Below are 23742 nucleotides of genomic sequence, written 5' to 3'. Positions count from 1 at the left end.
ATTCAATACAATAAATTGGTATCAACAAACTTGGCACACTATTGAGTTCTCAAACAACAGACACACCCGGCACCACCACAACCAAACAGTCGCGGATCGCTCCGGAGCAACTTCCCAAACTTACCCGGCCGCTTCACCCTTGTCAATTCGGCCTGCCCGACTCAGTGTCGCCATAGGCTTCTGGGTCTTCTTGGCCGCTCAACTCCGGGGAGCAGCGCGGATATAAACTCTATCACCACTTTGCCCCGCTGACAAAGCCCCCTAGAAGCACCCTCCCAGCGGGTGCCAAAAAGCCCGGAATCACGGGGATTCCGGGCCCCTCGCCAGCAGCGGCGCCAGGCGGGATACCCGCCGTCGTCCTGAGTCAGTCCTGGGTCAGCCTGCCGGCCGGAAGTACGCAGCTCCCAGCGGGGGCAGCGTGACGGTGAGGGTGGCCGGCTGTCCGTCCATGCCGGCGTCGGACGCGGTCAGCGTTCCTTCGTTCAGCACGCCCGAGCCGCCGTAGGCTCCGGCGTCAGTGTTCAGTACTTCCTGCCACCCACCCACCGACGGCACCCCCAGGAGGTAGGCCGTGTGCGGGCCTCCCGAGAAGTTGAAGGCGCAGACCAGGGGGTTGCCGGACTTGTCGCGCCGGATGAAAGTGAGTACGTTGCGGTCCGAGTCGCCGCCGTTGATCCACTGGAAGCCGGCCGGATCGTTGTCCTGCTCGTACAGGGCCGGAGTGGAGGCGTAGAGCTCGTTAAGGTCTTTGGTCAGGAGCTGTATGCCGCGGTGCGCCGGAATATCGGCGAGCCACCAGTCCAGACCGTGCTGCTCGGACCATTCGGCTTCCTGGCCAAACTCGGTGCCCATGAAGATCAGCTGCTTGCCGGGGTGCGCCCACTGGTAGCCCAGGAACGCCCGCAGGTTCGCCAGCTGCTGCCAGCGGTCTCCGGGCATCTTGCGCAGCATCGAGCCTTTGCCGTGGACAACTTCGTCGTGGCTGATGGGCAGCAGGAAGTTCTCCGTGTAGGCGTACACCATCGAGAAAGTGACGGTGCCGTGGTGCCACTTGCGGTTGTTCGGGTCCTCGGCCATGTACTTGAGCGAGTCATGCATCCAGCCCATGTTCCATTTGATGCCGAAGCCCAGTCCGCCTTGGCTCGTGGGTCCCGTGACACCGGGGAAGGCAGTGGACTCCTCGGCAATCATGACGGCGCCGGGGTGCGTCTTGTAGACGGTGGCATTGACTTCCTGCAGGAACGAGATGGCTTCCAGGTTTTCCCGGCCGCCGAAGCGGTTCGGTTGCCATTGGCCCTCCTCACGGGAGTAGTCCAGGTAGAGCATGGAGGCGACAGCATCCACCCGTAGGCCGTCGATGTGGAACTCATCGAACCAGTAGAGTGCGTTGGCCACGAGGAAGTTGCGGACTTCGCTGCGGCCGAAGTCGAAAATCAGGGTGCCCCAGTCCGGGTGCTCGCCGAGATTCGGGTCGGAGTGCTCATACAACGCCTCGCCGTCGAACCGGGCCAGCGCAAAGTCGTCCTTGGGGAAGTGCGCCGGCACCCAGTCGAGCAGCACTCCGATGCCGGCCTGGTGGAGTTCATCAACCAGGTGCCGGAACTCGTCCGGGTGGCCGAAGCGGGAGGTCGGTGCAAAGTAGGACGTGACCTGGTAGCCCCACGAACCGCCGAAGGGGTGCTCGGCCACGGGCATGAGCTCTACATGGGTGAAGCCCAGCCACTTGACGTATTCGACGAGTTCCTTGGCCAGTTCGCGGTAGCTGAGACCAACCCGCCATGAGCCGAGGTGGACCTCGTAGACGCTCATCGGTGCGTTGTGCGGATCCCGGGCGGCCCGGGCCTCCATCCATTCGGCGTCCCTGAAGGCGTAGGAGGGTTCGACGACGCGGGACGCCGTCAGCGGCGGGACCTCGGTCCCGAAGGCCAGCGGATCCGCCTTTTCCACCCAGTAACCATGACTTGTCCTGATCTCAAACTTGTAGCACGCCCCTGCTACAACGCCGGGGATGAACAATTCCCACACCCCGGAGGAGCCGAGGGAGCGCATCGAGAACTCCCGGCCGTCCCAGCCGTTGAAGTCACCCTTGACGCGCACCGCCTGGGCGTTAGGGGCCCACACGGCGAAGGAGACGCCGTCAACGTCGCCCAGTGCCGACTTGTAGTGCTGGACATGGGCGCCGAGGACATCCCAGAGGCGCTCGTGGCGGCCTTCACCGATCAGGTGCAGGTCCACCTCTCCCACGGTGGGCAGGTAGCGGTACGGGTCATCGGCGGACTGCGGCGCCAGACCTTCGTACGTCACGTCCAGCCGGTAGTCCGGCACATGGCCGGGCTCCAGCGGATCCACCACGGCCACCCACACTCCCCCGGACTCGTGGGTCATCGGGAAGGTGCCGGCCGCCGTCACGACGGACACGGCTTCGGACAGGTGCTTCACGGTGCGGATGGTGACGTGTCCGTGGTCATCAAAGTGCGCGCCCAGGACAGAGTGCGGCGCGTGGTGCTCGCCGGCTGCGATCCGCGCCAGGGTGTCCGGGTCCACGGGGAGAGGGGCTCCGGGCCGATCGATGCGTGCTGGTCCTGTCATTGTGATACCTTCCGCTGCGGCTTCGGCCGGAACGCCGGAGCCTGTACTGCCGAGGAGACGACGTGAAGCGTTCACCGGGATGGCAAGCCAGTCCGGCCTGTTGCGCAATTCGTAGATGACTTCGTAGAGCGCCTTGTCGAGCCACAGCGCCACGAAGAGCGGCGAATCGCGGTCGATGCTTCCGGGGATGACGCCCGCATAGCCGGCCAGGAATGCCTCGGCGCAGTGGTCCACCCAGCTTTCCGGGACGTCCGCGTCGGGGTGCTCCCGGGCGGCCGCGCCGGCTGCGTAGTCGAAGGACCGCAGCATCCCGACGACGTCGCGCAGCGGGACGTCAGGGAAGTTGCGTTCCGAGATGGGCCGGAGCGGCTCCCCCTCGAAGTCGAGGATGGCCCAGCGGGGCGACCCGCCGGCGCCCGGAACCTGCAGGATTTGGCCGAGGTGCAGGTCGCCGTGGATCCGCTGGAGCGGGCCCGCACCGCTGCCCTTAAGCCGCCTGAGCAGGCTGTCCAGGGCGTCGTCGTAGCTGCCCACGATGCTCCCGGCCTGGGCCCAGGACTGGTGGATGCGCTGGGCAACGCCCGGGGCGATGTCGCTGCCCGGGAGGGATTCGACGGTGGTGCCAAGTGCTTGGGCCAGCCGCCGGTGCACGGTAGCAGTGGCGGCCCCGAGCGCATGCGCTTCGGCGGTGAAGTCCTGGCCCTTGCCTGCCGCGTGCACTGCCAGCCGCCACGCGTCCAGCCCGCCGGCGAGGAATTCGTGGGCCACAGCCAGTTCGCCGTGGGCGGGCCGCTTCCCCCCGGCAGCGGAGACGGCAGATCCGGCAGAGTCGGCGGCAGAACTGGCAGACCCGGCGGCGGTCTCCCACTCCCCGGTGACCCAGCCCAGGGTCGCCGGGACTTCGGCGGTGCGCCCTGCCGTCAGGGCGGCTCCGATTTCCACCTCCGGGTTGTGGCCCTCGGAGAGCACCCGGAAAAACTTCACGATGGCGGCCGAGTCGCCGTCGTCCACCATCACGGAACTGTTGGACTGCTCGCCGGTGAGGACCTTCACGACGCCGGTGGCGAGGGGCAGACGGTAACCGGACGACACGCGGTGTCCGGTGGCGTTGCCTGCGGGAGTGGTGCCGCCGCCGCGGATGAGTTCCAGCCACGCCGCGACAAACGCCGGGTCATGCACGCCGTCGTAAACCCAGCGGGCGCCGTCGCCGGCAGCGCCACCCGTCGTTTCGCCGATCAGCGCGGATTCCGCGCCGGCCAGGGGCGCGCGGCGGAAGCTGAGCGGGACCTGCACGACGTCGGTGCGGCTGCCGTCCGTCGTCGGGTAGCTGACCGCTACCAGCAGCACCTCCAGCTCGGCCCTGCCGGCGGCCCCGCTGCCGCTGGCCCCGCCGGCGCCGGTCAGGCGAAGGCCGCCGGCCGGCTCGAAGCTGAACTCGGCGCTCTTGACGGGGAACCAGCGTTGGCGGGGAAGCCAGCTGCCGAGGAGCCCGCTCAGCGAGGGGGTAAGGGTGGGTCGGGTCATGTCAGCCTTCGATGGACAGGATCGGCATCGCCTGTGTGAAGGGCGATGCCGGGTTGGAGGCAGCCGTGCGGATCCGCAGCCAGAAGAAGTCGTGGCTGCCCAGGGTCAGCGTCAGGGTTCCGTCCTCGGAGATCGCGGGGAACGCCTGGCCGCCGAAGACGTCCCGGAGCCCGCGCCCGGCAAACCGCGGGATCCGCAGCGTGGTGGCCACCGGGTGCTGGGACAGGTTGAAGGCGCACAGGATGGTTTCGCTGTCCTCGCCGGCCGAGTTGCCGTCCGGAAGCTCGCGCAGGTAGGCGAGGACGACGTCGTGGTCTGCTTCGACGTGCTCGAATCCGCCCAGCCCGAACGCGGGGTGGTTCCTGCGGACGCTCAGGATCTGGCGGGTCCAGCGCAGCAGTGAACCCGAATGCGCGGCCTCGGCCTCGACGTTGGCCATGCTGTAGTTGTAGACCAGGGACTGGACTACCGGCAGGTAGAGCTTGCCCGGGTCGGCGTTGGAGAATCCGGCGTTGCGGTCCGGGCTCCACTGCATCGGGGTGCGGACCGCATCGCGGTCCTCGAGCCAGATGTTGTCCCCCATGCCGATCTCGTCCCCGTAGTACAGGAACGGGCTGCCGGGCAGGGAGAGGAGCAGGGCATTGATCAGCTCAATTTCGGAGCGTGAGTTGTCCAGCAGCGGCGCCAGCCGGCGCCGGATGCCGATGTTTGCGCGCATCCGCGGATCAGGGGCATACCAGCCGAGCATCGCGGCGCGCTCGTCGGCGGTGACCATTTCGAGCGTCAGCTCGTCGTGGTTGCGCAGGAAGGTGCCCCACTGGGCGCCTTCGGGAATAGCCGGGGTGTCCTTCATCGTCTCGATGATGGGGGCGGCCTTCTGGTCCCGCAGCGCGTAGTACAGGCGCGGCATGATGGGGAAGTGGAAGGCCATGTGGCATTCCGGCGCCTCCTCGGTGCCGAAGTACTCGACCACCTCAGCCGGCGGCTGGTTGGCTTCGGCGATGATCACCCGGCCCGGGTAGCTGTCGTCGACCATCTTGCGCAGTTTGCGCAGGAATTCGTGGGTCTGGGGCAGGTTCTCGCAGTTCGTGCCCTCTTCTTCGAACAGGTAGGGGATGGCGTCGGCGCGGAACCCGTCGATCCCCTGGTCCAGCCAGAACCGGACGACGTCGAACAGCGCGTCGATGACCTTGGGGTTCTCGAAGTTCAGGTCAGGCTGGTGGCTGAAGAAGCGGTGCCAGAAGAACTGGCGCCGGATGGGATCGAAAGTCCAGTTCGACTCCTCGGTGTCCACGAAGATGATGCGGGCGTCCTCGTACTTCTCGTCCGTGTCACTCCAGACGTAGAAGTCGCCGAAGGGTCCGTCCGGGTCCTTGCGCGATTCCTGGAACCATGGGTGCTGGTCTGAGGTGTGGTTCAGCGGCAGGTCGATGATGACGCGCACGCCGCGGGCGTGCGATTCGGCGACGAGGCGCTTGAAATCGCTGATGGTGCCGAACTCATCCAGCACGGAGTTGTAGTCGGAGATGTCATAGCCGCCGTCGCGGAGCGGGGACTGGAAGAACGGCGGGAGCCAGAGACAGTCGACGCCGAGCCACTGCAGGTAGTCCAGCTTCTCGATCAGGCCGTGGAAGTCGCCGGAGCCGTCACCGTTTCCGTCGGCAAACCCGCGGACCAGCACCTCGTAGAAAACCGCTTTGCGGTACCACAGCGGGTCATGCTGGAGGCCGGGCGCGTTCAGTTCGAAAGTCCCCTTCGGGCGGAAGTGCTGGTTGGGGTTCGTCGGGCTGAAACTCACGGGTGATCCCTCCGGATGCTCAGAATGTGGGCGGGCTCAACGTGGGCGTCCAGGCGGACGTAGTTGTACTCCCCCCATTCCCAGCTCTCGCCGGTCAACAGATCATCCACCATGAAGCCGCCGTTGGGCGTCAGGTTCTCCGGATCCAGTTCCAATGCCGCCAGGTCCAACGACACCGTGCTCTCCCGGATCCCGTGCGGATCCACGTTGACCACGATGATCAGGGTGTCTTTCGTGCCGTCAGGGAGGGTCTTGTGCTTGGAGTACACCACCGTGGCATCGTCTGTGCTCGTGTGCAGCGTGAGGTTTTGCAGGTCCCCGAGCGCCGGGTGGGTGTGCCGGATTTCGTTGAGCCGGGTCAGGTACGGGGCCAGCGTCCGGCCGGATTCCGCCGCCGCGTCCCAGTCCCGCGCCTTGAACTCGAACTTCTCGTTGTCGATGTACTCCTCGGCACCCGGCCGGGCGACGTGTTCGTAGAGTTCGAACCCGGCGTACACGCCCCAGATCGGGCTCGCCGTGGCGGCCAGCGCGGCGCGGATCCTGAACGCGGGCGGCCCGCCGAACTGCAGGTACCCGGTCAGGATGTCGGGGGTGTTGACGAAGAAGTTCGGCCGGAAGTAGGCCGGCGACTCGTGGCTGATCTCCTGGAAGTACTCTTCCAGCTCCTCTTTGGTATTGCGCCAGGTGAAGTAGCTGTACGACTGCTGGAAGCCGGCGCGGCCCAGTGCATGCATCATGGCAGGACGGGTGAACGCCTCGGCAAGGAAGACGACGTCGGGGTGTTTCTCGTTGACCTTGGCGATCAGCCATTCCCAGAACCACACGGGTTTGGTGTGCGGGTTGTCCACGCGGAAAATCTTCACGCCGTGACCCACCCAGAGCAGCACGATGCGCAGGATCTCGTTGGACAGGCCGGCAGGATCATTGTCGAAGTTGAGCGGGAAGATGTCCTGGTACTTTTTCGGCGGGTTCTCGGCATAGGCGATGCTGCCGTCCACCCGGGTGGTGAACCACTCCGGGTGGCTCTCCACCCAGGGATGGTCCGGGGCAGCCTGCAGCGCGAGGTCCAGGGCAACTTCCAGCCCCAGCTCCCCGGCGCGTGCCACGAAGGCGTCGAAGTCCTCGAAGGTGCCGAGGTCCGGGTGGATGGCGTCGTGGCCGCCTTCCTTCGCGCCGATGGCCCACGGCGAACCGGGATCGTGCGGACCGGCCAGCAGGGTGTTGTTCGGACCCTTGCGGTGCTGGCTGCCAATCGGGTGGACCGGCGGCAGGTATATGATGTCGAAGCCCATACCGGCGACCGCGTCGAGGCGCGTCGCGGCGGTGCGGAAGGTCCCGGACATCCATTCGCCGGTCTGGTGGTTGCGGACGGCCCCTTCGGAACGGGGGAAGAATTCGTACCAGGCACCCCGGCCGGCCAGCTCGCGCTCCACCAGCAGCGGGTACGGCGCGGAGACCGTCACCAGTTCGCGGATCGGCTGGCGATCGACGACGGCGGCCACCCCGGCGCTGAACCCGGCAGCGAGACGCTCCTCCGGGGTCCGGGTGACGTCGGACAGGACAACGACGGCCATCCGCAGCGTGCGCCGGTCAGCGGACGGGCGCACGGAGTCCTCGGACGCTTCGGAGAGCAGGGCGGCGCCCTCGGCCAGCATCAGTTCGACGTCGATCCCGGCCTCCACCTTGACCTCGGCGTTGTGGTGCCAGGTGCCGTAGCGGTCATGCCAGGCCTCAATGACGAAGGACCAGTTGCCGGTGGTGGAAGGAGTCAGGAGCCCTTCCCAGCGGTCGGTGCCCTTGCCCCGGTCTCCCCTCGGCGGGGCGAGGCGGACGCGCTGGCGCTCCTTCCCCCGGGGGTCCAGGAGAACAGCGCTGACGCCGAGCATGTCGTGACCTTCGCGGAAGGCAGTGGCCCCCACCACGATACTTTCGCCCGCCACGGCTTTGGCAGGGAACATCCCGCCTTCCACCGCGGGCTGCACGGCGGTGATCGGAAAACGGCCAAATCGAAGGCCATCCGTGATCGGGGCCTTTGGCTTTTGCTTGGACACGGCGCTGGTTCGAGAGTTAGTCGTCACAGGCTCGACGTTATCGACAAATCGGCCAGATTGCTAAGTCTGCTCGGCTTTTCCGGACGTTTTTCGGACCGCAATCCGTCATTTAAGCAAAAGTATCCCCCAGCGGTTCCGGGGCTCCATCTTGTCCGTTAGTCTTTCGCAGGTGAAGGCTATCCGCAGATTTACCGTCCGAACCGTTCTCCCCGAGTCAATCCGGCCGCTGGCCCGGCTGGCCACCAACCTTCGGTGGTCCTGGCACCGGCCAACCCGGGAGCTTTTCGAGGGGCTGAACCCGAAGATCTGGGCCGAGAGCGCCCACGATCCCGTGACGTTCCTGGGGCTGGTCAGCCGCGAGGAACTGCAGCGGCTCGCCGCTGACCAGGACGTGGTGCGCCGCGTCCACGCGGGCGCTGACGACCTCGACCGGTATCTCGAACACCCGCGCTGGTACCAGAGCCTTGGCGACGACGCGCCGTCCTGCATCGCGTACTTCTCGCCCGAATTCGGCATCACCGAGGTCCTTCCCCAGTATTCCGGCGGCCTCGGCATTCTGGCCGGCGACCACTTGAAGGCTGCCTCCGACCTCGGCGTGCCGCTGATCGGCGTCGGCCTGCTCTATCAGGCCGGCTACTTCAAGCAGTCGCTGTCCCGCGACGCCTGGCAGCAGGAAACCTACCCGGTCCTGGACCCGGACGGACTGCCACTGACGCTGCTGCGTGAGGCGTCCGCGGACGGCAACGGCCGCCCCGTCCAGATTTCGCTGCCGCTCCCCAACGGGCGCCGGCTGCTGGCGCACATCTGGCGCGCCGACGTCGGGCGTGTCCCGTTGCTGCTGCTGGACTCGAACGTTCCGGGCAACGACGACGCCGCCCGCGGCATCACCGACCGCCTCTACGGCGGCGGCGGTGACCACCGGCTCCAGCAGGAACTCCTGCTCGGCATGGGCGGAGTCAAGGCCTTGCGCGCCTACCAGAAGCTCACCGGCAGCCCGACGCCGGAGGTCTTCCACACCAACGAAGGCCACGCCGGTTTCCTGGGCATCGAGCGGATCCAGGAACTGATGTCCGGACCGGCACCGCTGAGCTGGGAGGAAGCCCTTGCCGCCGGACGCGCCTCCACCGTGTTCACCACCCACACCCCGGTCCCGGCCGGGATCGACCGCTTCGAGACCTCGCAGATCCAGCAGTTCTTCGACGCCGGGCTGGCCCCCGACGTCCCGGTGGGAAAGATCCTGAACCTCGGCCGCGAGGACTTCACGGATGGCAACCCTTTCGTCTTCAACATGGCCGTCATGGGCCTGCGCCTGGCCCAGCGCGCCAACGGTGTGGCCAAGCTGCACGGTGTGGTGTCCCGCGGCATGTTCTCGGCCCTGTGGCCGGGATTCGATCACTCGGAGGTGCCCATCACCTCGGTCACCAACGGCGTCCACGTGCCCACCTGGGTGGACCCGCGCGTCTCCAAGCTGGCCCGCGACCAGTTTGGCGCGGAAGCGGAAGCGCACGGCCGCTGGGACCTCGCCTACAACGTCAGCGACGAGGACGTCTGGGCCCTCCGCCGCGAAATGCGGGTGTCCCTGGTCGACGACGTGCGGCGCCGGCTCCGGTCGGCGTGGAAGAAGCGCGGCGCGGCGGACGCCGAACTCGCCTGGACGGACTCCGTGCTGGACCCGGATATCCTGACGATCGGCTTCGCCCGGCGCGTGCCGACCTACAAGCGCCTCACCCTGATGCTGCGCGAGCCCGAACGGCTCAAGGCACTGCTGCTGCACAAGACGCACCCCATCCAGCTGGTCATCGCCGGCAAGTCCCACCCGGCCGATGACGCGGGCAAGAAGATGATCCAGGACCTGGTCCGGTTCACCGACGACCCCGCCGTGCGGCACCGGATAGCGTTCCTGCCCAACTACGACATCGCCATGGCCCGGACCCTGTTCCCCGGCTGCGATGTGTGGCTGAACAACCCGCTGCGTCCGCTCGAGGCCTGCGGCACCTCCGGCATGAAAGCCGCCCTGAACGGTTCGCTGAACCTTTCGGTCCTGGACGGCTGGTGGGATGAGATGTACGACGGCGAGAACGGCTGGGCAATCCCCACCGCCAACAACGACGCCTCACCTGAGGAGCGCGACGACATCGAGGCCGCGGCGCTCTACGAGCTGCTTGAGACCCAGGTGGCGCCCCGGTTCTACGGCCTGACGGTGTCCGACGGCGCCGGCGCGGCCGGTCCCTCACAGCCGGGACCGCAAAAGGTCCCGACGCACTGGGTGTCGATGATCAAGCACACGATGTCCCACCTGGGCCCGGCCGTCTCCGCCGACCGGATGCTCAAGGACTACGTCAACGTCCTGTACCGTCCGGCCGCTGTCGCGGGCCGCCGCGCCGTGGCGGAGAACTTCGCCCAGGCAAAGAACCTCGCGTCCTGGACCTCCCGGGTCCGGGCGGCCTGGCCCCGGATCCAGGTGGAGCATGTGGACTCCGTGGGCGTCTCCGAGGACCCGCAGATCGGTGACCTGCTTCAGGTCAACGCTTATGTGGCCCTGCACGAGCTCACGCCGGAGGATGTGTCCGTTGAGGTGGCCTACGGCAAGGCCGAGGACAGCGACGAGCTGGCGGACGTCACCGTGGCCGAGCTGACAGCCGTGGAGGACCTCGGCAAGGGCCGCCACCTCTTCAGCGGAACCCTCGTCATCGACCGTTCCGGGTCCTTCGGCTACACCGTCCGGGTGCTCCCCAAGCATGAGGCCCTGGCGTCAAAGGCCGAGCTGGGTTTGATCGTCAACGCCTAGTCCTGATCCGCATGGGGCGCCGCAGACCGGTCATCCGGTCCGCGGCGCTTCTGTCGTCCCGGCCGGCCAGCAGAGGCGGATCAAGGCCTAGAGACAGACGGCGATAACGGACAGATTCGTGCCGGCATAGCCTTCGGCGTCCTGCAGGATCTCGCAGATGACGCCGAAAGAACGGTCCGCACGGAAAACCGCCGGGACCTCCCAGATGAACGTAATCGGGGCCTGTCCGCCGTCGGAGACCGCGTCGGCGAAGTCATGCAGCGAGTCATTGAGGGCGTCAAGGTTGATGCCGTAATCCGCCGGGAAGTCGAGTGTTTCTGCGAAGATCGCCAGGACGGCCCGCTTCGTGTCCGCTGCGGGAATCAGCAGGGCGCGGCGGCCGGCGTCGTCCACCATGGCCTGCAACTCCTCGATGGTCCAGGTGTCTGCGGAGTAAATCTTCATGGGTTCCTTCACTTGCCTTCGATGATGAAGGCGAACGAGTTGTAATGGTCCGCCGTATAGTATTTCTCGCCGGTTTTGCCGGCCACGATCCGGCGGGCACCGCGGTCTGATTCGCCGGGGGTGCGGACCGTGTATTCCTTGTAGTAGCCCGGCGATTTACGGGGCAGGATCCCCTCGAAATTCCCGAAGGACACGTCATCCCGGGAGTAGGGATACGGGCCGCCCGTTGCGATCAGGGCGAGGGTCTGGCGGGCCTCGGCGGGCAGCTCCGAGGCTTTCACCTCGGTAAGCCGGGAAGGGTTCGCGGCGCTGGCCGGGCCCGGGGCAGGACCCGGAGCCGGGGATCTCGAGGCAGCGGGACCCGGGGGCCCGGGAGCCGCTGTTGCACCGCCGTCGGACATTGTGACATTTGGCCGGGCAGTCCCGGCCTGCGGGCCTCCGCCCGTCAACACCGCCAGCACCACCAGTGCCGCCAGCAGGGCGAACAGGGCCACGAGCCGTTGAACCTTCACTGTGACTCTCCCCAAAGTCTCATTGCCTGCCCCATTCCGTTCGGCCTGAACTACGTGCGGTAGATGTTGATGGAATTCGCCTGGATAATGTCCCGCTCTCCGGCAGAGACCCGGACGCCCTGGCGCCGGTCGTGGAGTTCGGAGGTGGTCAGGCGCAGTTCGAAGAGGCGGTTGCCGGTGCCCTCTTCATTGCTGAGCAGGGGCAGGGTGACCTTGACGTCGAGGGCGCTGCCGTTGACCACTACGAGGCCGTCCACGTGGCCGTCGTCGGAACCGAGCAGGAGCTGGACTACCCGTTGGCCGGGATCGTTCCAGCTGGCTCCGGACATCGTCCCGCCGTGCGCATCGAACCAGTGGAAGTAGGACTGCTTGTCGCGCGCCGGGTAGTCGTGCGGCTGGCCGGCCAGGAATTCCCTGCGCAGCCGGATCACACGCTTGGTGGTCCGCAGCATGGCGTGGGATTCCGGGGTGCTGGTCCAGTCGATCCAGGTGATGGAATTGTCCTGGCAGTAGGCGTTGTTATTGCCCTGCTGGGTCCGGCCGATCTCGTCCCCGGCGGTCATCATGGGCACTCCGAGGGAGATCATGAGGGACGCCATGAGGTTGCGGCTGGTCTGGGCGCGCCGGGCCAGAACGTCCTCGTCCTCGGTGGGACCCTCAAAGCCGTGGTTGTGGCTGCGGTTGTCGCCGTGTCCGTCACGGTTCTGCTCACCGTTGGCCTCGTTATGCTTGCGGTCATAGGAGACGAGGTCCGCCAGGGTGAAGCCGTCGTGGGCCGTGATGAGGTTGACCGAGGCGAGCCTGGACCGGCCCGAGGGCTCAAACAGGCTGGCCGAGCCGGACAGCGCGTCCGCGAGGCGGGCCACCGAGCCGCCGTGACCGCCGGCGTCGATCGCGGCGCGGTCAGCGAGCCAGAAGCTGCGGACGGCGTCGCGGAAGTGGTCGTTCCAGTCCACCCAGCCTGCCGGGAACCGGCCCGTCTGCCAGCCGCCGTAGCCGATGTCCCACGGTTCGGCGATCAGCTTCGTGGCGGAGAGGACGGGGTCGCCGGCGACCGCGACGAGGAAGGGGTGCCGAGGATCGAACTCGTTGGCCGCATTGCGGGCCAGGGTCACCGCCAGGTCGAAGCGGAAACCGTCGATGTGGAACTCGGTCACCCAGTAGCGCAGGGAGTCCAGCACCAGCTGGACCACGCGCGGTTCGCTGAAGTCGAGGCTATTGCCGCAACCGGTTGTGTCCACATACTTGCCGTGCCCGTCATTGCGGTAATACTGCATCTCGCCAAGGCCACGGAAGCTGAAGGTAGGGCCGTCGGTGCCGCCCTCGGCCGTGTGGTTGTAGACGACGTCGAGGATGACCTCCAGGCCCGCGGCATGCAACAGCTTGACCATGCCTTTGAACTCGTCCTGGACTGCCTGCGGGCCGGCGTCCTGCGCCGACTGGGTGGCGTAGCCGGGGTGCAGGGCAAAAAACGCCGCCGTGTTGTAGCCCCAGTAGTTCGTCATCCCAAGGTTCTGCAGGTGCGGTTCGTCCACATGGAAGTGGACCGGCAGGAGCTGGACCGCGGTGATCCCGAGCGCGATCAGGTGCTCAATCATGGCCGGATGCGCCATGCCGGCGTAGGTGCCCTGAAGGTTCTCCGGGATGTCCGGGTGGAGTTGGGTCTGGCCGCGGACGTGGGCCTCGTAGATGATGCTGTTCCGCCACGGAATCCGGGGGCCGGAGTCACTGCCCCAGTCGAAGCCGCTGGCCATCCGGACACTGGTGAGGAATTCGTGGCGCTCGTCCACGGCCCGGCCGTAGGGGTCCAGCAGGAGCGGCTGCCCGTCCTCGACGTCGAAATCCACCGTCGGCATGGGCAGCGGGAGCGCTTCATGGCCCGGTGAGGTCCGGAAGCCGTAGCGCGACCCGGCGGGAATGCCCTCCACCATGCCGTGGTGGACGCCGTCGGTGATGTTGGGCAGCGTCTTGAGCTGCCAGGTGCCGCCGGGCGCCTGGTAGGCGATCTCGAGAGTGGCCACCCCGGGTGCGTAGACAGCCACATTGGCGACGGCACCCCGGGGATCGTCAATTGCCGGCGAGCCGGTGCACGGAACGCTGATTCCCAGCGGAAACGCGCGTGAGTCGTCTACGGTGGAAGCTGTGTCTACATAGGTCATAACCATCGCTTAAAGCTTAGCGGGGCCGAACAAATGGCCGTGATCCCGAAACTCTGGTCACGTGCGGTGTACGTAGCCGTGGCGCCGCATACTGGATTTAATCGCCCACTTTGGAGGTAATTGTGCGGGTTGCACTGGCTCAAATCATCACCGGCCGCGATCCTGCCGGGAATCTAGCCCTCGTGGCGGAGTACACCGGCCGGGCCAGGGCCGGCGGCGCGCAGCTCGTGGTATTCCCCGAAGCGACCATGCGCGCCTTCGGCAATTCCCTGCTCGACGTCGCGGAGCCGCTGGATGGCCCCTGGGCCTCGCGCGTGCGTGCCATTGCGTCGGAGCAGGACATCATGATCGTCGCCGGGATGTTCACGCCGGGAACCGCGGACGACGGCGGCGGGGCTCCCGGCGGCGGGGCGCACCGTAAGGTGCGCAACACCCTGCTGGTTACCGGCCGCGGCGTGGACACGAGCTACGACAAGATCCACCTCTTCGATGCGTTCGGCTTCGCAGAGTCGGACACCGTCGACGCCGGCAATAAGCCCGTTGTCTTCGAGCTCGACGGCGTGACTTTCGGCCTTGCCACCTGCTACGACCTCCGCTTCCCGGACCTGTTCACCGAGAACGCCGGCCGCGGTGCCGAGGTGAACATTGTCTGCGCTTCCTGGGGCTCCGGTCCCGGCAAAGCCGAACAATGGAAGCTCCTGGCCCGGGCCCGCGCTGCTGATTCCACCACCCTGGTCCTCGCCTGCGGCCAGGGCGACCCGGCGAGCCTGGGCATCGTCCCCAGGGGAGCGGCGCCCACCGGCATCGGGCACTCCGTCGTCGTCTCCCCCTTCGGAGAAGTCCTCGAAGAGCTGGACGGCGCCCCCGGTCTGCTGTTCGCCGACCTGGACCCCGCCGTCGTCAGGGAAGCCCGCGCCAAACTCCCGGTCCTCGCCAACCGCCACAAGTTCTAGGCTTACTGCCGGGTTCACTGCAGCCACCCGCCCGGACCGGCGCGGTGGCTAGTTTCGCCATAGTCACCCGCCCGTTCCGGCGCCTGGCCGTCGCTGAGCTGGCCGTCGCTCGTGCCCGTCGTCGCCTGAGGGGATCGTTGGGCGGCCCGGCCGGACTGACGGCGCCGGGCTGGTGCCTTACTCCTCTGACGCGGCGGATAAAGCCTGGCGACGCGCAAAATTCCTGGCGCTACTGACATTGCCGTAGCGCCGGGAAAATTGCGCGTCGCAGAAAGGATTGTGCGTCGCTGAGCTGGCCGTCGCTCGTGCCCGTCGTCGCCTGAGGGGATCGTTGGGCGGCCCGGCCGGACTGACGGCGCCGGGCTGGTGCCTTACTGCTCTGACGCGGCGGATATGGCCTGGCGACGCGCAAAATTCCTGGCGCTACTGACATCCCCGTAGCGCCGGGCAATTTGCGCGTCGCAGAAAGGATTGTGCGTCGCGCGTCTGGACTAGGGGTGCCCTGACTCTGAGTATTAAAGGCAAACGCTCCCCCACGAGACGTGAAGGAGCGCTACTGTCCAAAGCGAATGGCGCCCGGGGTGGCTAGCCGGAGCCGGGGTTTTGCGCAGGAGCGCATCGCCGACCAGAGCGGAACGAGGCCGCCCGCGGCCGAGCGGAGCGTCGGGGGGAAGAGAAGCCCCGAGGGACCCGAACTGAGCTTGCGAAGGTTGGGAAGAGGCTGAACGCTACGCGACGGCAAAACTCTGGTGAGGCGGGCCCAACCAGCGGCGGACCCAGCCCAAACCGAAGGACTACTTGGCGGCGCGCTGGCGGGAGATCTCGTAAAGGGAGATGCCGACTGCCATGGAGGCGTTGAGCGACTCCATGGCAGAGTCGATCGGGATTGAAACGATCTGGTCGCAGTTTTCGCGCACCATGCGGCTCAGGCCCTTGCCTTCGGAACCCACGACGATGCAGACCGGCTCGGTGGCGAGGGCCAGCTCGGGCAGCGAAACGTCGCCGTCGCCGTCGAGTCCCAGTACATAGATGCCCATGTTCTTGAACGCCTTGAGCGTGTTGTTCAGGTTCGCGGCGCGCGCCACGGGGACGCGGACAGCGGCTCCGGCGCTGGTTTTCCAGGCCGAGGCGGTGACGCCGACGGAGCGGCGCTCCGGGACGATGACGCCGTGGCCGCTGAAGGCCGAAACCGAGCGGATGATGGCGCCAAGGTTGCGCGGATCGGTGATGCCGTCGAGCGCGACGAAGAGCGGGGCGTTGGCTACGTGGCCGCGCTTCCAGCTCTCGAGGGTCTGCTCGGCCAGCTCGTAGGCGTCCTGGTATTCGTACGGCGGGATCTGCAGCACAAGACCCTGGTGGATGGCGTCGTCCGTCATCCGGTCCAGCTCGGGCTTGCCGGTCTCAAGCAGCGGGATACCGCGCTCAGCGGCCAGCTTGAGGGACTCCTTGACGCGGTCGTCCATCTCGATGCGGATGGCAATATGCAGGGCCTTGGCCGGGATGCCGGCGCGGAGGGCCTCGACGACCGAGTTGCGTCCGGTGACGACTTCCTCGGTGGCACGGCCCTTGGGACCGGAGCGGGCGCCGGCGTTGCGCGCGGCTCCCGGGTGCTTGGCCGCGGAGCGTTCCGCGAGCTGCTTGTTCTTGTGGGCCTTGTGGTACGGGCGGTCCTCCGCCTTGGGGGTGGGGCCCTTGCCTTCAAGAGCCTTGCGGCCGTGACCGCCGGTTCCGACGCTGGGGCCCTTCTTTAGTTTGACCGACCGGCGACCGTTGTTGGCCATGAGTTCCACCCTTTTAAATACGCGATTCGTTGACAAGTCTGACACCCAGTCTACTGACTCGAGCTAAATCCCCGACCGGAGGCCGGGCAGGGCCGTGCCCGCCGAACGTTCCATACCCCCGCGGCTCGGCCTGTCAGCCGCGCGTGAGGCTCCAGCTCGCGCCGTCCGGGCCGTCCTCGATCACGACGCCGGCAGCGGCAAGAGTGTCGCGGATGGAGTCTGAGGCGGCCCAGTCCTTGCTCGCCCGGGCCTGCGCCCTGGCCGCGAGCTGCGCTTCCACGAGGACGCCGAGAGCATTGTTGCTGTGCTCGTCCGCGGCCGGAGTCGCGGTGTCGTTGAGACCAAGGACACGCAGCATGTCGATGACGCTGGCCAGTGCCTGCCAGGCGGCGTCGGGCTCGCCGGCGATGAGGGCGGTGTTGCCGGCGCGGACGGTGTCGTGCAGGACCGCCAGGGCCTGCGGTACGTTGAGGTCATCGTCCATCGCGGCCGCAAAGGCGTCCGGGACAATGCCGTAGCTGGCGAAGCCAACAGCGCCGTCATGCGTCATGGAGCCCCGAAGGGCGCGGCTGATGAACCCGTCGATGCGTTCGACGGCGGCGGCGGCTTCCTGCAGTGAGGTGGGCTGGTAGTCGAGCACGGAGCGGTACTGGGCCTGGCCCAGGTAGTAGCGGACCACCCGCGGCGGGGCGAGTTCCAGCATTTCGGCCGGGCTGACGGTGTTGCCGATGGACTTGGACATCTTTTCGCCGGCGTAGGTGACCATGCCGTTGTGCATCCAGAAATTGGCGAAGCCGTGGCCCGCGGCCTGGGACTGCGCCATCTCGTTTTCGTGGTGCGGGAAGCGCAGGTCCAGCCCGCCGCCGTGGATGTCGAATTCGGTGCCGAGGTACTTGGTGACCATCGCGGAGCACTCGAGGTGCCAGCCCGGACGGCCGGTGCCCCACGGCGAGGTCCAGCCCGCCGTCGTCGGCTCCCCTTCCTTGTGGCCCTTCCAGAGCGCGAAGTCGCGGGGATCACGCTTCCTGTTGCTGAATTGGGCCTCGACGTCGGGGGCTCCCTGCATGTCATCGATTTTCTGCCGGGTCAGTGAGCCGTACTTGGCCCAGGAGCGCACGTCGAAGTACACGTCGCCGGAATCATCAAGGGCGGGGTAGGCGTGGCCGCGGTCGATCAACTGCCGGATCAGGGCGTGCATTTCAGGGATGTGGCCGGTGGCGCGCGGCTCGTAGGTGGGGCGGGAGACGCCCAAGGTGTCGTAGGCCGCCAGGAATTCCTGCTCGTAGCGGTAGGCCAGCGCCCACCATTCCTCCTCGCGGACCGCACCCGGCTCGTCCTCGAAGTCAGGGGCGAAGGACGCTGCCGACTTCGCCAGGATCTTGTCGTCGATGTCGGTGACGTTGCGGACGGCGGTGACGCGGAATCCCCGGTACTGCAGCCAGCGGGTGAGCTGGTCGAAGGCAATGGCGGAGCGGATGTGCCCCACGTGCGGCATGCCCTGCACCGTGGCGCCGCAGTAGTAGAGGCTCACTTTGCCCGGAACCAGGGGGACGAAGTCGCGGACTTTGGCGGATGCAGTGTCATAGAAGCGCAGGGTCACCGCTCCAGATTAGCCGATGGGGGTCCGGCGGCGGGCGGTGGCCTGCGACGGCGGGCCGGGCCGTCGGCCTTACTTGCAGTACTCGCCGATCTTGTTGTGTTGTTCGGTGAGCTTCTTGGTCTGCTCGGCGCTCTCGGCCCCGAGCGAGGTACCGGCCACCTGCTTCATGGTGTCGGCCATCTTCTGGATCGGGGCCGCCACCTCGGGGGCAACCTTGTCCGCGACTTCCTGGTAGTGCTTGGCGATCTGGTCCGCTTTTTGTTGCTGGTTTCCGGTGGGTACGAAGGTGTCCTTGTTCAGGAAGGCACAGCTGTCCGGGACGCTCATCTTCGGCGACCCGGCGCAACCGGTCAGCAGCAGTCCCATCGAGAGGACGACGGCGGGCAGCAGCTTTTTCACGGGCGGTCTCCTTGCGATTGCGGGACGGGGTCCCCCAAGCCTAGGCGACGGACCCCGTGCGTGCTTAGTTCGACGGATAGACGAGTGCCGTTGCCGTCGCCGAGATTCCTTCGCCGCGGCCGGTGAAACCGAGGCCGTCGCTGGTGGTGGCGGAGACGCTGACCGGGGCCCCGGCCGCCTCGCCGAGGACGCGCTGGGATTCCTCCCGGCGCGGACCGAACCGTGGCCGGTTGGCGACGAACTGCACGGCGATGTTTCCGATCTCGAAGCCCGCGGCGCGGACTATCCGGGCGGCCTCGGCCAGCAGGGTCACACCCGAGGCCCCGGCATACTCGGGCCGGTCGGTGCCGAAATGCGTGCCGAGGTCTCCTATGCCGCAGGCGGAGAAGAGGGCGTCGGCGGCCGCATGGGCGACGGGGTCGCCGTCGGAATGGCCGGACAGCCCCCGCTCTCCTTCCCAGAACAGCCCGCCGAGCCAGAGTGGCTGGGGTGCGTCGTCCGGGGCGTAGGCGTGGACGTCTATGCCGATCCCGGTCCTCGGGATGATGGGACCACTGGACATGCTCAGCCTTCCACCCAGCGCGCGCCCAGCGGACCCTCAAGCAGCCCCTCGGCGATTATCAGGTCCAGCGGCGTCGTGATTTTCAGCGACTGGCTGGCCCCACGCACGGCGTGGACGGGGACGCCGAGGAGCTCCACCAGCATGGCGTCGTCCGTGACGGCGGCCGCCTGGCCGGCATCGAACCGGGCCGCGGAGTCATGGGCGCGTTGGAGGGTGGCGAACTCGAAGCCCTGCGGCGTCTGGACTGCGCGGAGGCTCTCCCGCGGTGCGGTGCCGGTGACCAGCTCCGGGGCGATTGCGGCGTCCTGGCCGGTGGTGCGTGCCACGGTCTTGACTGTGTCCACGACGGGGATCACCGGGATGACAGCCAGGGCGCCGGCGGCGAGGGCCTGTGCCACCCGGTGGAAGACGGACTCGGGCGTCAGGGCGCGGGCTGCGTCGTGGACCAGGACGGCTTCCGTAGCCGGCAGGAGCGCGGCCATCGCGGCCCGCACCGAATCGGCCCGGGTGACCCCGCCATCGACGATGGTCACCACGGGAAGCTGTACACCGTTTTCGGTGCCTGCGTTGAGCTGATGTTCGGCTTTGAGCTCCTGTGCGAACGTCTGGCACAGTGCCTGCAGCTCGGGATCTCCGGGCGGGATCGCAATGCATACCTGCCGCGCAATCCCGGCTGCGGCGACTCCGCGCAGGGCATGGGTGAGGATGCTGTCCCCGCCGAGCGGAACTTTGGCTTTTGGCATTCCGTAGCCCAGTCGCTGGCCGGAGCCGGCGGCCACGACGATGACCGCGGTGGCGGGGATGGTCGATGCAGAGTCCATGGGCTCAAGACTACGTCCCGGCTGCCCCGGTCATCCCACTGCGCTATCAGTTCTGGTCCCTAACGGGCGCCCGGAACGACCCGGACTGATAGCTCAACCCGGCGGCCGGGCTGAAAAGGGCCAAAAAGAAACCCCGGCAGCCGTCAGCTGCCGGGGTTCAATTCTTGTTAGGAAGCCAAGACTTCGTCGAGAACGCTTGCAGCCTTCTCTTCATCCGTCTTTTCGGCCAGAGCCAGTTCTGAAATCAGAATCTGGCGGGCCTTGGCCAGCATGCGCTTCTCCCCTGCGGAGAGACCCCGATCGTGATCGCGGCGCCACAGGTCGCGGACGACCTCTGCCACCTTGATGACGTCACCGGAAGCAAGCTTTTCCAGGTTTGCCTTGTATCGACGCGACCAGTTGGTGGGTTCTTCAGTGAACTCGGCCCGCAGCACTTCAAAAACGTGCTCCAGACCTTCCTTGCCCACTACGTCCCGGACCCCAACTAGATCAACGTTTTCTGCTGGAACTTCAATGGTCAGATCACCCTGGGCCACCTTGAGCTTGAGATACATCTTCTCTTCGCCCTTGACAGTGCGCATCTTGATTTCTTCAATTTTGGCTGCACCGTGGTGAGGATAAACTACTGTTTCGCCGACCTCAAAAACCATGTGGACATTCCCCTTTCCCGCAGACCAGTTTATCACGTTTAAGGCATATGACTGCCACGGATCGCGCCCGCGAACCGCATGAATCCGGGGCAAATGGCCGTAATCGACCCCGGAAACCCTCTTGACGGATGCGGATATTAGTGCATCCGCCCGCCCTTGCCAAGGGGCCGCGTTGTCCCGGCCGGAGCGCCGAACCTGCGCCACTGCGTCCTGGCCGAATCCATATTTGCCGACGATTGCGGATAGGCTATGGCTGAATACTGTTTCAAGACTCTCAAGGAGTGCGTGACGTGCGTTTCACTGCGATGAATCGGGGCCGGCGCGGCAAGCTGGCAATGGCAACGGCTGCACTTGGCATCGGCCTGCTGTCGGTCACCGGCTGCGGCTACACCAACCCCCAGCAGACCTCCGCGCAGTACTCGGCGTCGGACGGCACGAATACTGAGCTCGGCCCCCTACAGCTCCGGAACATGATGATCATCTCCGCCGGTGAGGACAAGCCGGGCCGAGTGATCGGCGCCGTCTACAACTCCTCCTCCAGCGCCGTGAAGCTCACCATCACCGGCTCCGGCGGCTCGCAAACCCAGGTTCCGGTCAAGCCGAACTCCTACACGCTGCTCAATGATTCTGCGGACGAGGCCATTCTCAGCAGTACCGGCGGCATCCCGGGCTCCATGTTCGAGGTCAGTATCCTGGAAGACGGCACGAACCAGACTGCCAAGTTCAAGGTTCCTGTCCTGGACGGCACAATCGCCGACTACAAGCAGTACCTGCCGGCCGGCAGCGAGCCCACCGGCTCGGCCACGCCGACGTCGACCCCCTCGCAGAGCGCCGCGGGTGGCCACTAGCCTGCACCAGCAGAAGATCACCCAACGAACACAAGAGGAGGGGCACCCGGTCCGGGTGCCCCTCCTCTTCTGTCGCTACTTTGTGTCGGCCTCGATGCCGGACTCCATGCCCCGGTGGCCCCATGGCCGCGCGGCGGCCAGCGGGGCATCTGCCCTTAGGGTTCGAACTTGTAGCCCAGCCCGCGGACGGTGATGAGGAACCGCGGCGCCGATGGGTCCGGCTCCACCTTGCCGCGCAGCCGTTTGACGTGGACGTCGAGGGTTTTGGTGTCCCCTACGTAGTCTGAGCCCCAGACCCGGTCGATCAGCTGCCCACGGGTGAGCACCCGCCCGGAGTTCCGCAGCAGCATCTCCAGTAGTTCGAACTCCTTCAGCGGCAGCGAGACCTGCTCGCCGGCGACGCTGACCACGTGCCGTTCGATGTCCATCCGGACGGGACCGGCTTGAACGGTGCTGGAGACCAGCTCCTCAGGTTCGCTCTGGCGGCGCAGCACGGCCCGGACGCGGGCGACGAGCTCGCGGGACGAGTAGGGCTTGGTGACATAGTCGTCGGCGCCCAGCTCGAGCCCCACCACCTTATCGATTTCCGAGTCCTTGGCGGTCAGCATGATCACCGGAACAGAGGACCGCTGCCGCAGCTGGCGGCAGACTTCGGTACCGGATTGTCCGGGCAGCTGCAGGTCCAGGAGGACCAGGTCGGCGCCGTTACGGTCGAATTCGGTGATGGCGTCCAGCCCGTTATCGACCACCGCAACCTCGAACCCTTCCTTGCCCAACAGGTATGACAGCGGGTCGCTGAACGATTCTTCGTCCTCGACTATCAAAATCCTACTCAAGCGCTAGCTCCTTGTTCATGAACGCCGGCGGCGTCGCTAAGTGGTGGAGTGGCGGCCTTCGCCGCCTTGATGGACTTCGCCGCGGGTTTGCGAGCCGCGGGGGCCACGGCGTCGTCCGGACCTTCCATCTCCGGAAGCCGGATGGTGAAGGTGGATCCGTGCCCAGGCTGTGACCAGAGGGTCACTTCGCCGCCGTGGTTGGAGATAACGTGTTTAACGATGCTCAAGCCCAGGCCGGTGCCGCCGGTGTGGCGCGAACGGGCCGCGTCCACGCGGTAGAAGCGCTCAAAGACGCGCTCCTGGTCCTCGGGGCTGAGCCCTTCGCCCTGGTCCGTCACCGACACCGACACCAGTCCGTCCTTGGCCCGCACCCCCACGCCCACCCTGGTGTTTTCCGGCGAGTAGCGGATGGCGTTGTCGATCAGGTTCCGGAGCGCGGTCACGAGCAGGTCCTGGTCGCCGTAGATCATCGCGTCCGGGTAGCCGCCGACGACCAGTTCGATGTTCTTGCTTTCGGCTGGAAGCTGGGACCGGTCCACGGCCTCGGACACCACCGTGTTGATATCCACGGGCCGTCCCTGCTGCGCAACATTGGCGCCCTGCAGCCGGGAGAGTTCGATGATGTCCTGCACCAGGGCGGCCAGCCGGGCGGATTCCTTGTGCATTCGCTTGGCAAAACGCCGTACTGCCTCCGGATCGTCCGCGGAGGACTCGAGGGCCTCCGCCAGCAGCGAGATGGCACCTACCGGCGTCTTCAGCTCGTGCGAGACGTTGGCAACGAAGTCGTTCCGGACTTCCTCGGTGCGGGTGAATTCGGTCCGGTCATCGGCCAGCAGGAGGATGTAGTCCTCGGCGACCATGGCCGCACGGATCTGGACCACGATGGTGCCCTGGCCCAGCGGACCACGAGGCAGTTCGAGCTGTTTTTCGACGATGACGCCGTCGCGCCGGACCTTGGCTGTCATTTCCAGCAACTGCTGGTGCACCACCGTGTGGCCGCGCACCAGGCCGTAGGCGTACGCGGCGGGACTCGCCCGGACGACGCCGTCGATCGCGTCCACCACCACGAAGGCCCGGCCGATGACGGCAAGCACCTGCGCGGCGCCCTCGGGGATTGACGGGTCCTCCAACCCGCTGTCCACCAGCTGGCGCTGCTGTTCGCTGACCCGGAACGCGAGCGCGCCAAACATGCCAAGAGACAGGCCGATCAGGCCGGCGATCACGCCGATGAGCATTGGATCCACGGCTCCAGCTTATGCTCTGGCCCGCGGCGGAAACTGTAATCTCCTGCTATTCCGGTTCCGGTTCAGCTAACGTTCACCTATTGGGGCACAACAGTTCACCGGACACTGCAAGAGTTGACAGTTGAAGCGCCGCCAGGTGAACCGAAATGGGCCCGCCACTGTGGTGGCCGGCAATATTTCCGA

General features: G+C 66.5%; 17 protein-coding genes. 3 read left to right on the top strand and 14 right to left on the bottom strand.

Going from position 1 to position 23742, the window contains the following annotated elements; all coding sequences use genetic code 11:
- Window positions 1–375: 375 nt before the first annotated feature.
- Genes AC50X6_RS02135 through AC50X6_RS02125 form a run of 3 tightly spaced genes read right to left on the bottom strand, consistent with a single transcriptional unit; the run spans window position 376 to window position 7989 of the window.
- Window positions 376–4113 (bottom strand): 1,4-alpha-glucan branching enzyme, encoded by a 3738-nt coding sequence (locus tag AC50X6_RS02135; RefSeq protein ID WP_494964658.1) that lies wholly within the window; start codon window positions 4111–4113, stop codon window positions 376–378.
- A gap of 1 nt (window position 4114) precedes the next feature.
- Window positions 4115–5911: a maltose alpha-D-glucosyltransferase gene (gene treS, locus AC50X6_RS02130; protein WP_494964657.1), complete on the bottom strand. Its 1797-nt coding sequence runs from the start codon at window positions 5909–5911 to the stop codon at window positions 4115–4117.
- Window positions 5908–7989: an alpha-1,4-glucan--maltose-1-phosphate maltosyltransferase gene (locus AC50X6_RS02125; RefSeq protein ID WP_494964656.1), complete on the bottom strand. Its 2082-nt coding sequence runs from the start codon at window positions 7987–7989 to the stop codon at window positions 5908–5910. The genes treS and AC50X6_RS02125 overlap by 4 nt, the downstream gene beginning before the upstream one ends.
- Window positions 7990–8131: 142 nt before the next feature.
- Here AC50X6_RS02125 and glgP point away from each other — a divergent pair, with 142 nt between their 5' ends.
- Window positions 8132–10750: an alpha-glucan family phosphorylase gene (gene glgP, locus AC50X6_RS02120; RefSeq protein ID WP_494964655.1), complete on the top strand. Its 2619-nt coding sequence runs from the start codon at window positions 8132–8134 to the stop codon at window positions 10748–10750.
- Between the two features lie 87 nt (window positions 10751–10837).
- Here the strand turns inward: glgP and AC50X6_RS02115 are convergent, their stop codons facing one another.
- Genes AC50X6_RS02115 through glgX form a run of 3 tightly spaced genes read right to left on the bottom strand, consistent with a single transcriptional unit; the run spans window position 10838 to window position 13871 of the window.
- Window positions 10838–11194 (bottom strand): barstar family protein, encoded by a 357-nt coding sequence (locus AC50X6_RS02115; protein ID WP_494964654.1) that lies wholly within the window; start codon window positions 11192–11194, stop codon window positions 10838–10840.
- An 8-nt stretch (window positions 11195–11202) separates the two neighbouring features.
- Window positions 11203–11706, bottom strand: coding sequence for a guanyl-specific ribonuclease (locus AC50X6_RS02110; RefSeq protein ID WP_494964653.1), 504 nt, complete (start codon window positions 11704–11706; stop codon window positions 11203–11205).
- A 50-nt stretch (window positions 11707–11756) separates the two neighbouring features.
- On the bottom strand, window positions 11757–13871 hold the full coding sequence (gene glgX / locus AC50X6_RS02105; RefSeq protein WP_494964652.1) for a glycogen debranching protein GlgX: 2115 nt from the start codon (window positions 13869–13871) through the stop codon (window positions 11757–11759).
- Between the two features lie 116 nt (window positions 13872–13987).
- Between glgX and AC50X6_RS02100 the strand changes: the two genes are divergently transcribed.
- The gene (locus AC50X6_RS02100; RefSeq protein WP_494964651.1) at window positions 13988–14818 is read left to right on the top strand and encodes a carbon-nitrogen hydrolase family protein; all 831 of its coding nucleotides are present in this window, start codon (window positions 13988–13990) and stop codon (window positions 14816–14818) included.
- Between the two features lie 794 nt (window positions 14819–15612).
- Here AC50X6_RS02100 and rlmB read toward each other — a convergent pair.
- The 6 genes from rlmB to AC50X6_RS02070 form a co-directional block, all read right to left on the bottom strand.
- Window positions 15613–16599 (bottom strand): 23S rRNA (guanosine(2251)-2'-O)-methyltransferase RlmB, encoded by a 987-nt coding sequence (gene rlmB / locus AC50X6_RS02095; RefSeq protein WP_326967429.1) that lies wholly within the window; start codon window positions 16597–16599, stop codon window positions 15613–15615.
- A gap of 133 nt (window positions 16600–16732) precedes the next feature.
- A complete protein-coding gene (cysS, locus tag AC50X6_RS02090; protein WP_494964650.1) occupies window positions 16733–18199 on the bottom strand; it encodes a cysteine--tRNA ligase in 1467 nt (488 codons plus the stop codon).
- 69 nt (window positions 18200–18268) lie between these two features.
- Window positions 18269–18598 (bottom strand): hypothetical protein, encoded by a 330-nt coding sequence (locus AC50X6_RS02085; protein ID WP_494964649.1) that lies wholly within the window; start codon window positions 18596–18598, stop codon window positions 18269–18271.
- Window positions 18599–18662: 64 nt separating this feature from the next.
- Window positions 18663–19160, bottom strand: a complete 498-nt coding sequence (gene ispF, locus AC50X6_RS02080) for a 2-C-methyl-D-erythritol 2,4-cyclodiphosphate synthase (protein ID WP_326967432.1) — start codon at window positions 19158–19160, stop codon at window positions 18663–18665.
- Between the two features lie 2 nt (window positions 19161–19162).
- Window positions 19163–19981, bottom strand: a complete 819-nt coding sequence (locus tag AC50X6_RS02075; protein ID WP_494964648.1) for an IspD/TarI family cytidylyltransferase — start codon at window positions 19979–19981, stop codon at window positions 19163–19165.
- 167 nt (window positions 19982–20148) lie between these two features.
- Complete coding sequence (locus tag AC50X6_RS02070) at window positions 20149–20631, bottom strand: CarD family transcriptional regulator (protein ID WP_024367191.1); 483 nt, start codon at window positions 20629–20631, stop codon at window positions 20149–20151.
- Between the two features lie 305 nt (window positions 20632–20936).
- Here AC50X6_RS02070 and AC50X6_RS02065 point away from each other — a divergent pair, with 305 nt between their 5' ends.
- Window positions 20937–21479, top strand: a complete 543-nt coding sequence (locus tag AC50X6_RS02065; protein ID WP_494964681.1) for a hypothetical protein — start codon at window positions 20937–20939, stop codon at window positions 21477–21479.
- 155 nt (window positions 21480–21634) lie between these two features.
- Here the strand turns inward: AC50X6_RS02065 and AC50X6_RS02060 are convergent, their stop codons facing one another.
- Window positions 21635–22315 (bottom strand): response regulator, encoded by a 681-nt coding sequence (locus AC50X6_RS02060; RefSeq protein WP_494964647.1) that lies wholly within the window; start codon window positions 22313–22315, stop codon window positions 21635–21637.
- On the bottom strand, window positions 22312–23550 hold the full coding sequence (locus tag AC50X6_RS02055) for a sensor histidine kinase (RefSeq protein WP_494964680.1): 1239 nt from the start codon (window positions 23548–23550) through the stop codon (window positions 22312–22314). The genes AC50X6_RS02060 and AC50X6_RS02055 overlap by 4 nt, the downstream gene beginning before the upstream one ends.
- Window positions 23551–23742: the final 192 nt, after the last annotated feature.

The sequence above is a fragment of the Pseudarthrobacter sp. HLT1-7 genome, assembly GCF_059383435.1.
This window is presented reverse-complemented; position numbering and strand designations above follow the sequence as displayed.

Bases quoted from the DNA above. Each gene is read 5' to 3' on its own strand.
- glgX (WP_494964652.1), bottom strand. From the start codon at position 13,871: ATGGTTATGACCTATGTAGACACAGCTTCCACCGTAGACGACTCACGC.
- AC50X6_RS02075 (WP_494964648.1), bottom strand. From the start codon at position 19,981: ATGGACTCTGCATCGACCATCCCCGCCACCGCGGTCATCGTCGTGGCC.
- AC50X6_RS02135 (WP_494964658.1), bottom strand. From the start codon at position 4,113: ATGACCCGACCCACCCTTACCCCCTCGCTGAGCGGGCTCCTCGGCAGC.
- AC50X6_RS02055 (WP_494964680.1), bottom strand. From the start codon at position 23,550: ATGCTCATCGGCGTGATCGCCGGCCTGATCGGCCTGTCTCTTGGCATG.
- AC50X6_RS02115 (WP_494964654.1), bottom strand. From the start codon at position 11,194: ATGAAGATTTACTCCGCAGACACCTGGACCATCGAGGAGTTGCAGGCC.
- ispF (WP_326967432.1), bottom strand. From the start codon at position 19,160: ATGTCCAGTGGTCCCATCATCCCGAGGACCGGGATCGGCATAGACGTC.
- rlmB (WP_326967429.1), bottom strand. From the start codon at position 16,599: ATGGCCAACAACGGTCGCCGGTCGGTCAAACTAAAGAAGGGCCCCAGC.
- AC50X6_RS02065 (WP_494964681.1), top strand. From the start codon at position 20,937: ATGAATCGGGGCCGGCGCGGCAAGCTGGCAATGGCAACGGCTGCACTT.
- AC50X6_RS02070 (WP_024367191.1), bottom strand. From the start codon at position 20,631: ATGGTTTTTGAGGTCGGCGAAACAGTAGTTTATCCTCACCACGGTGCA.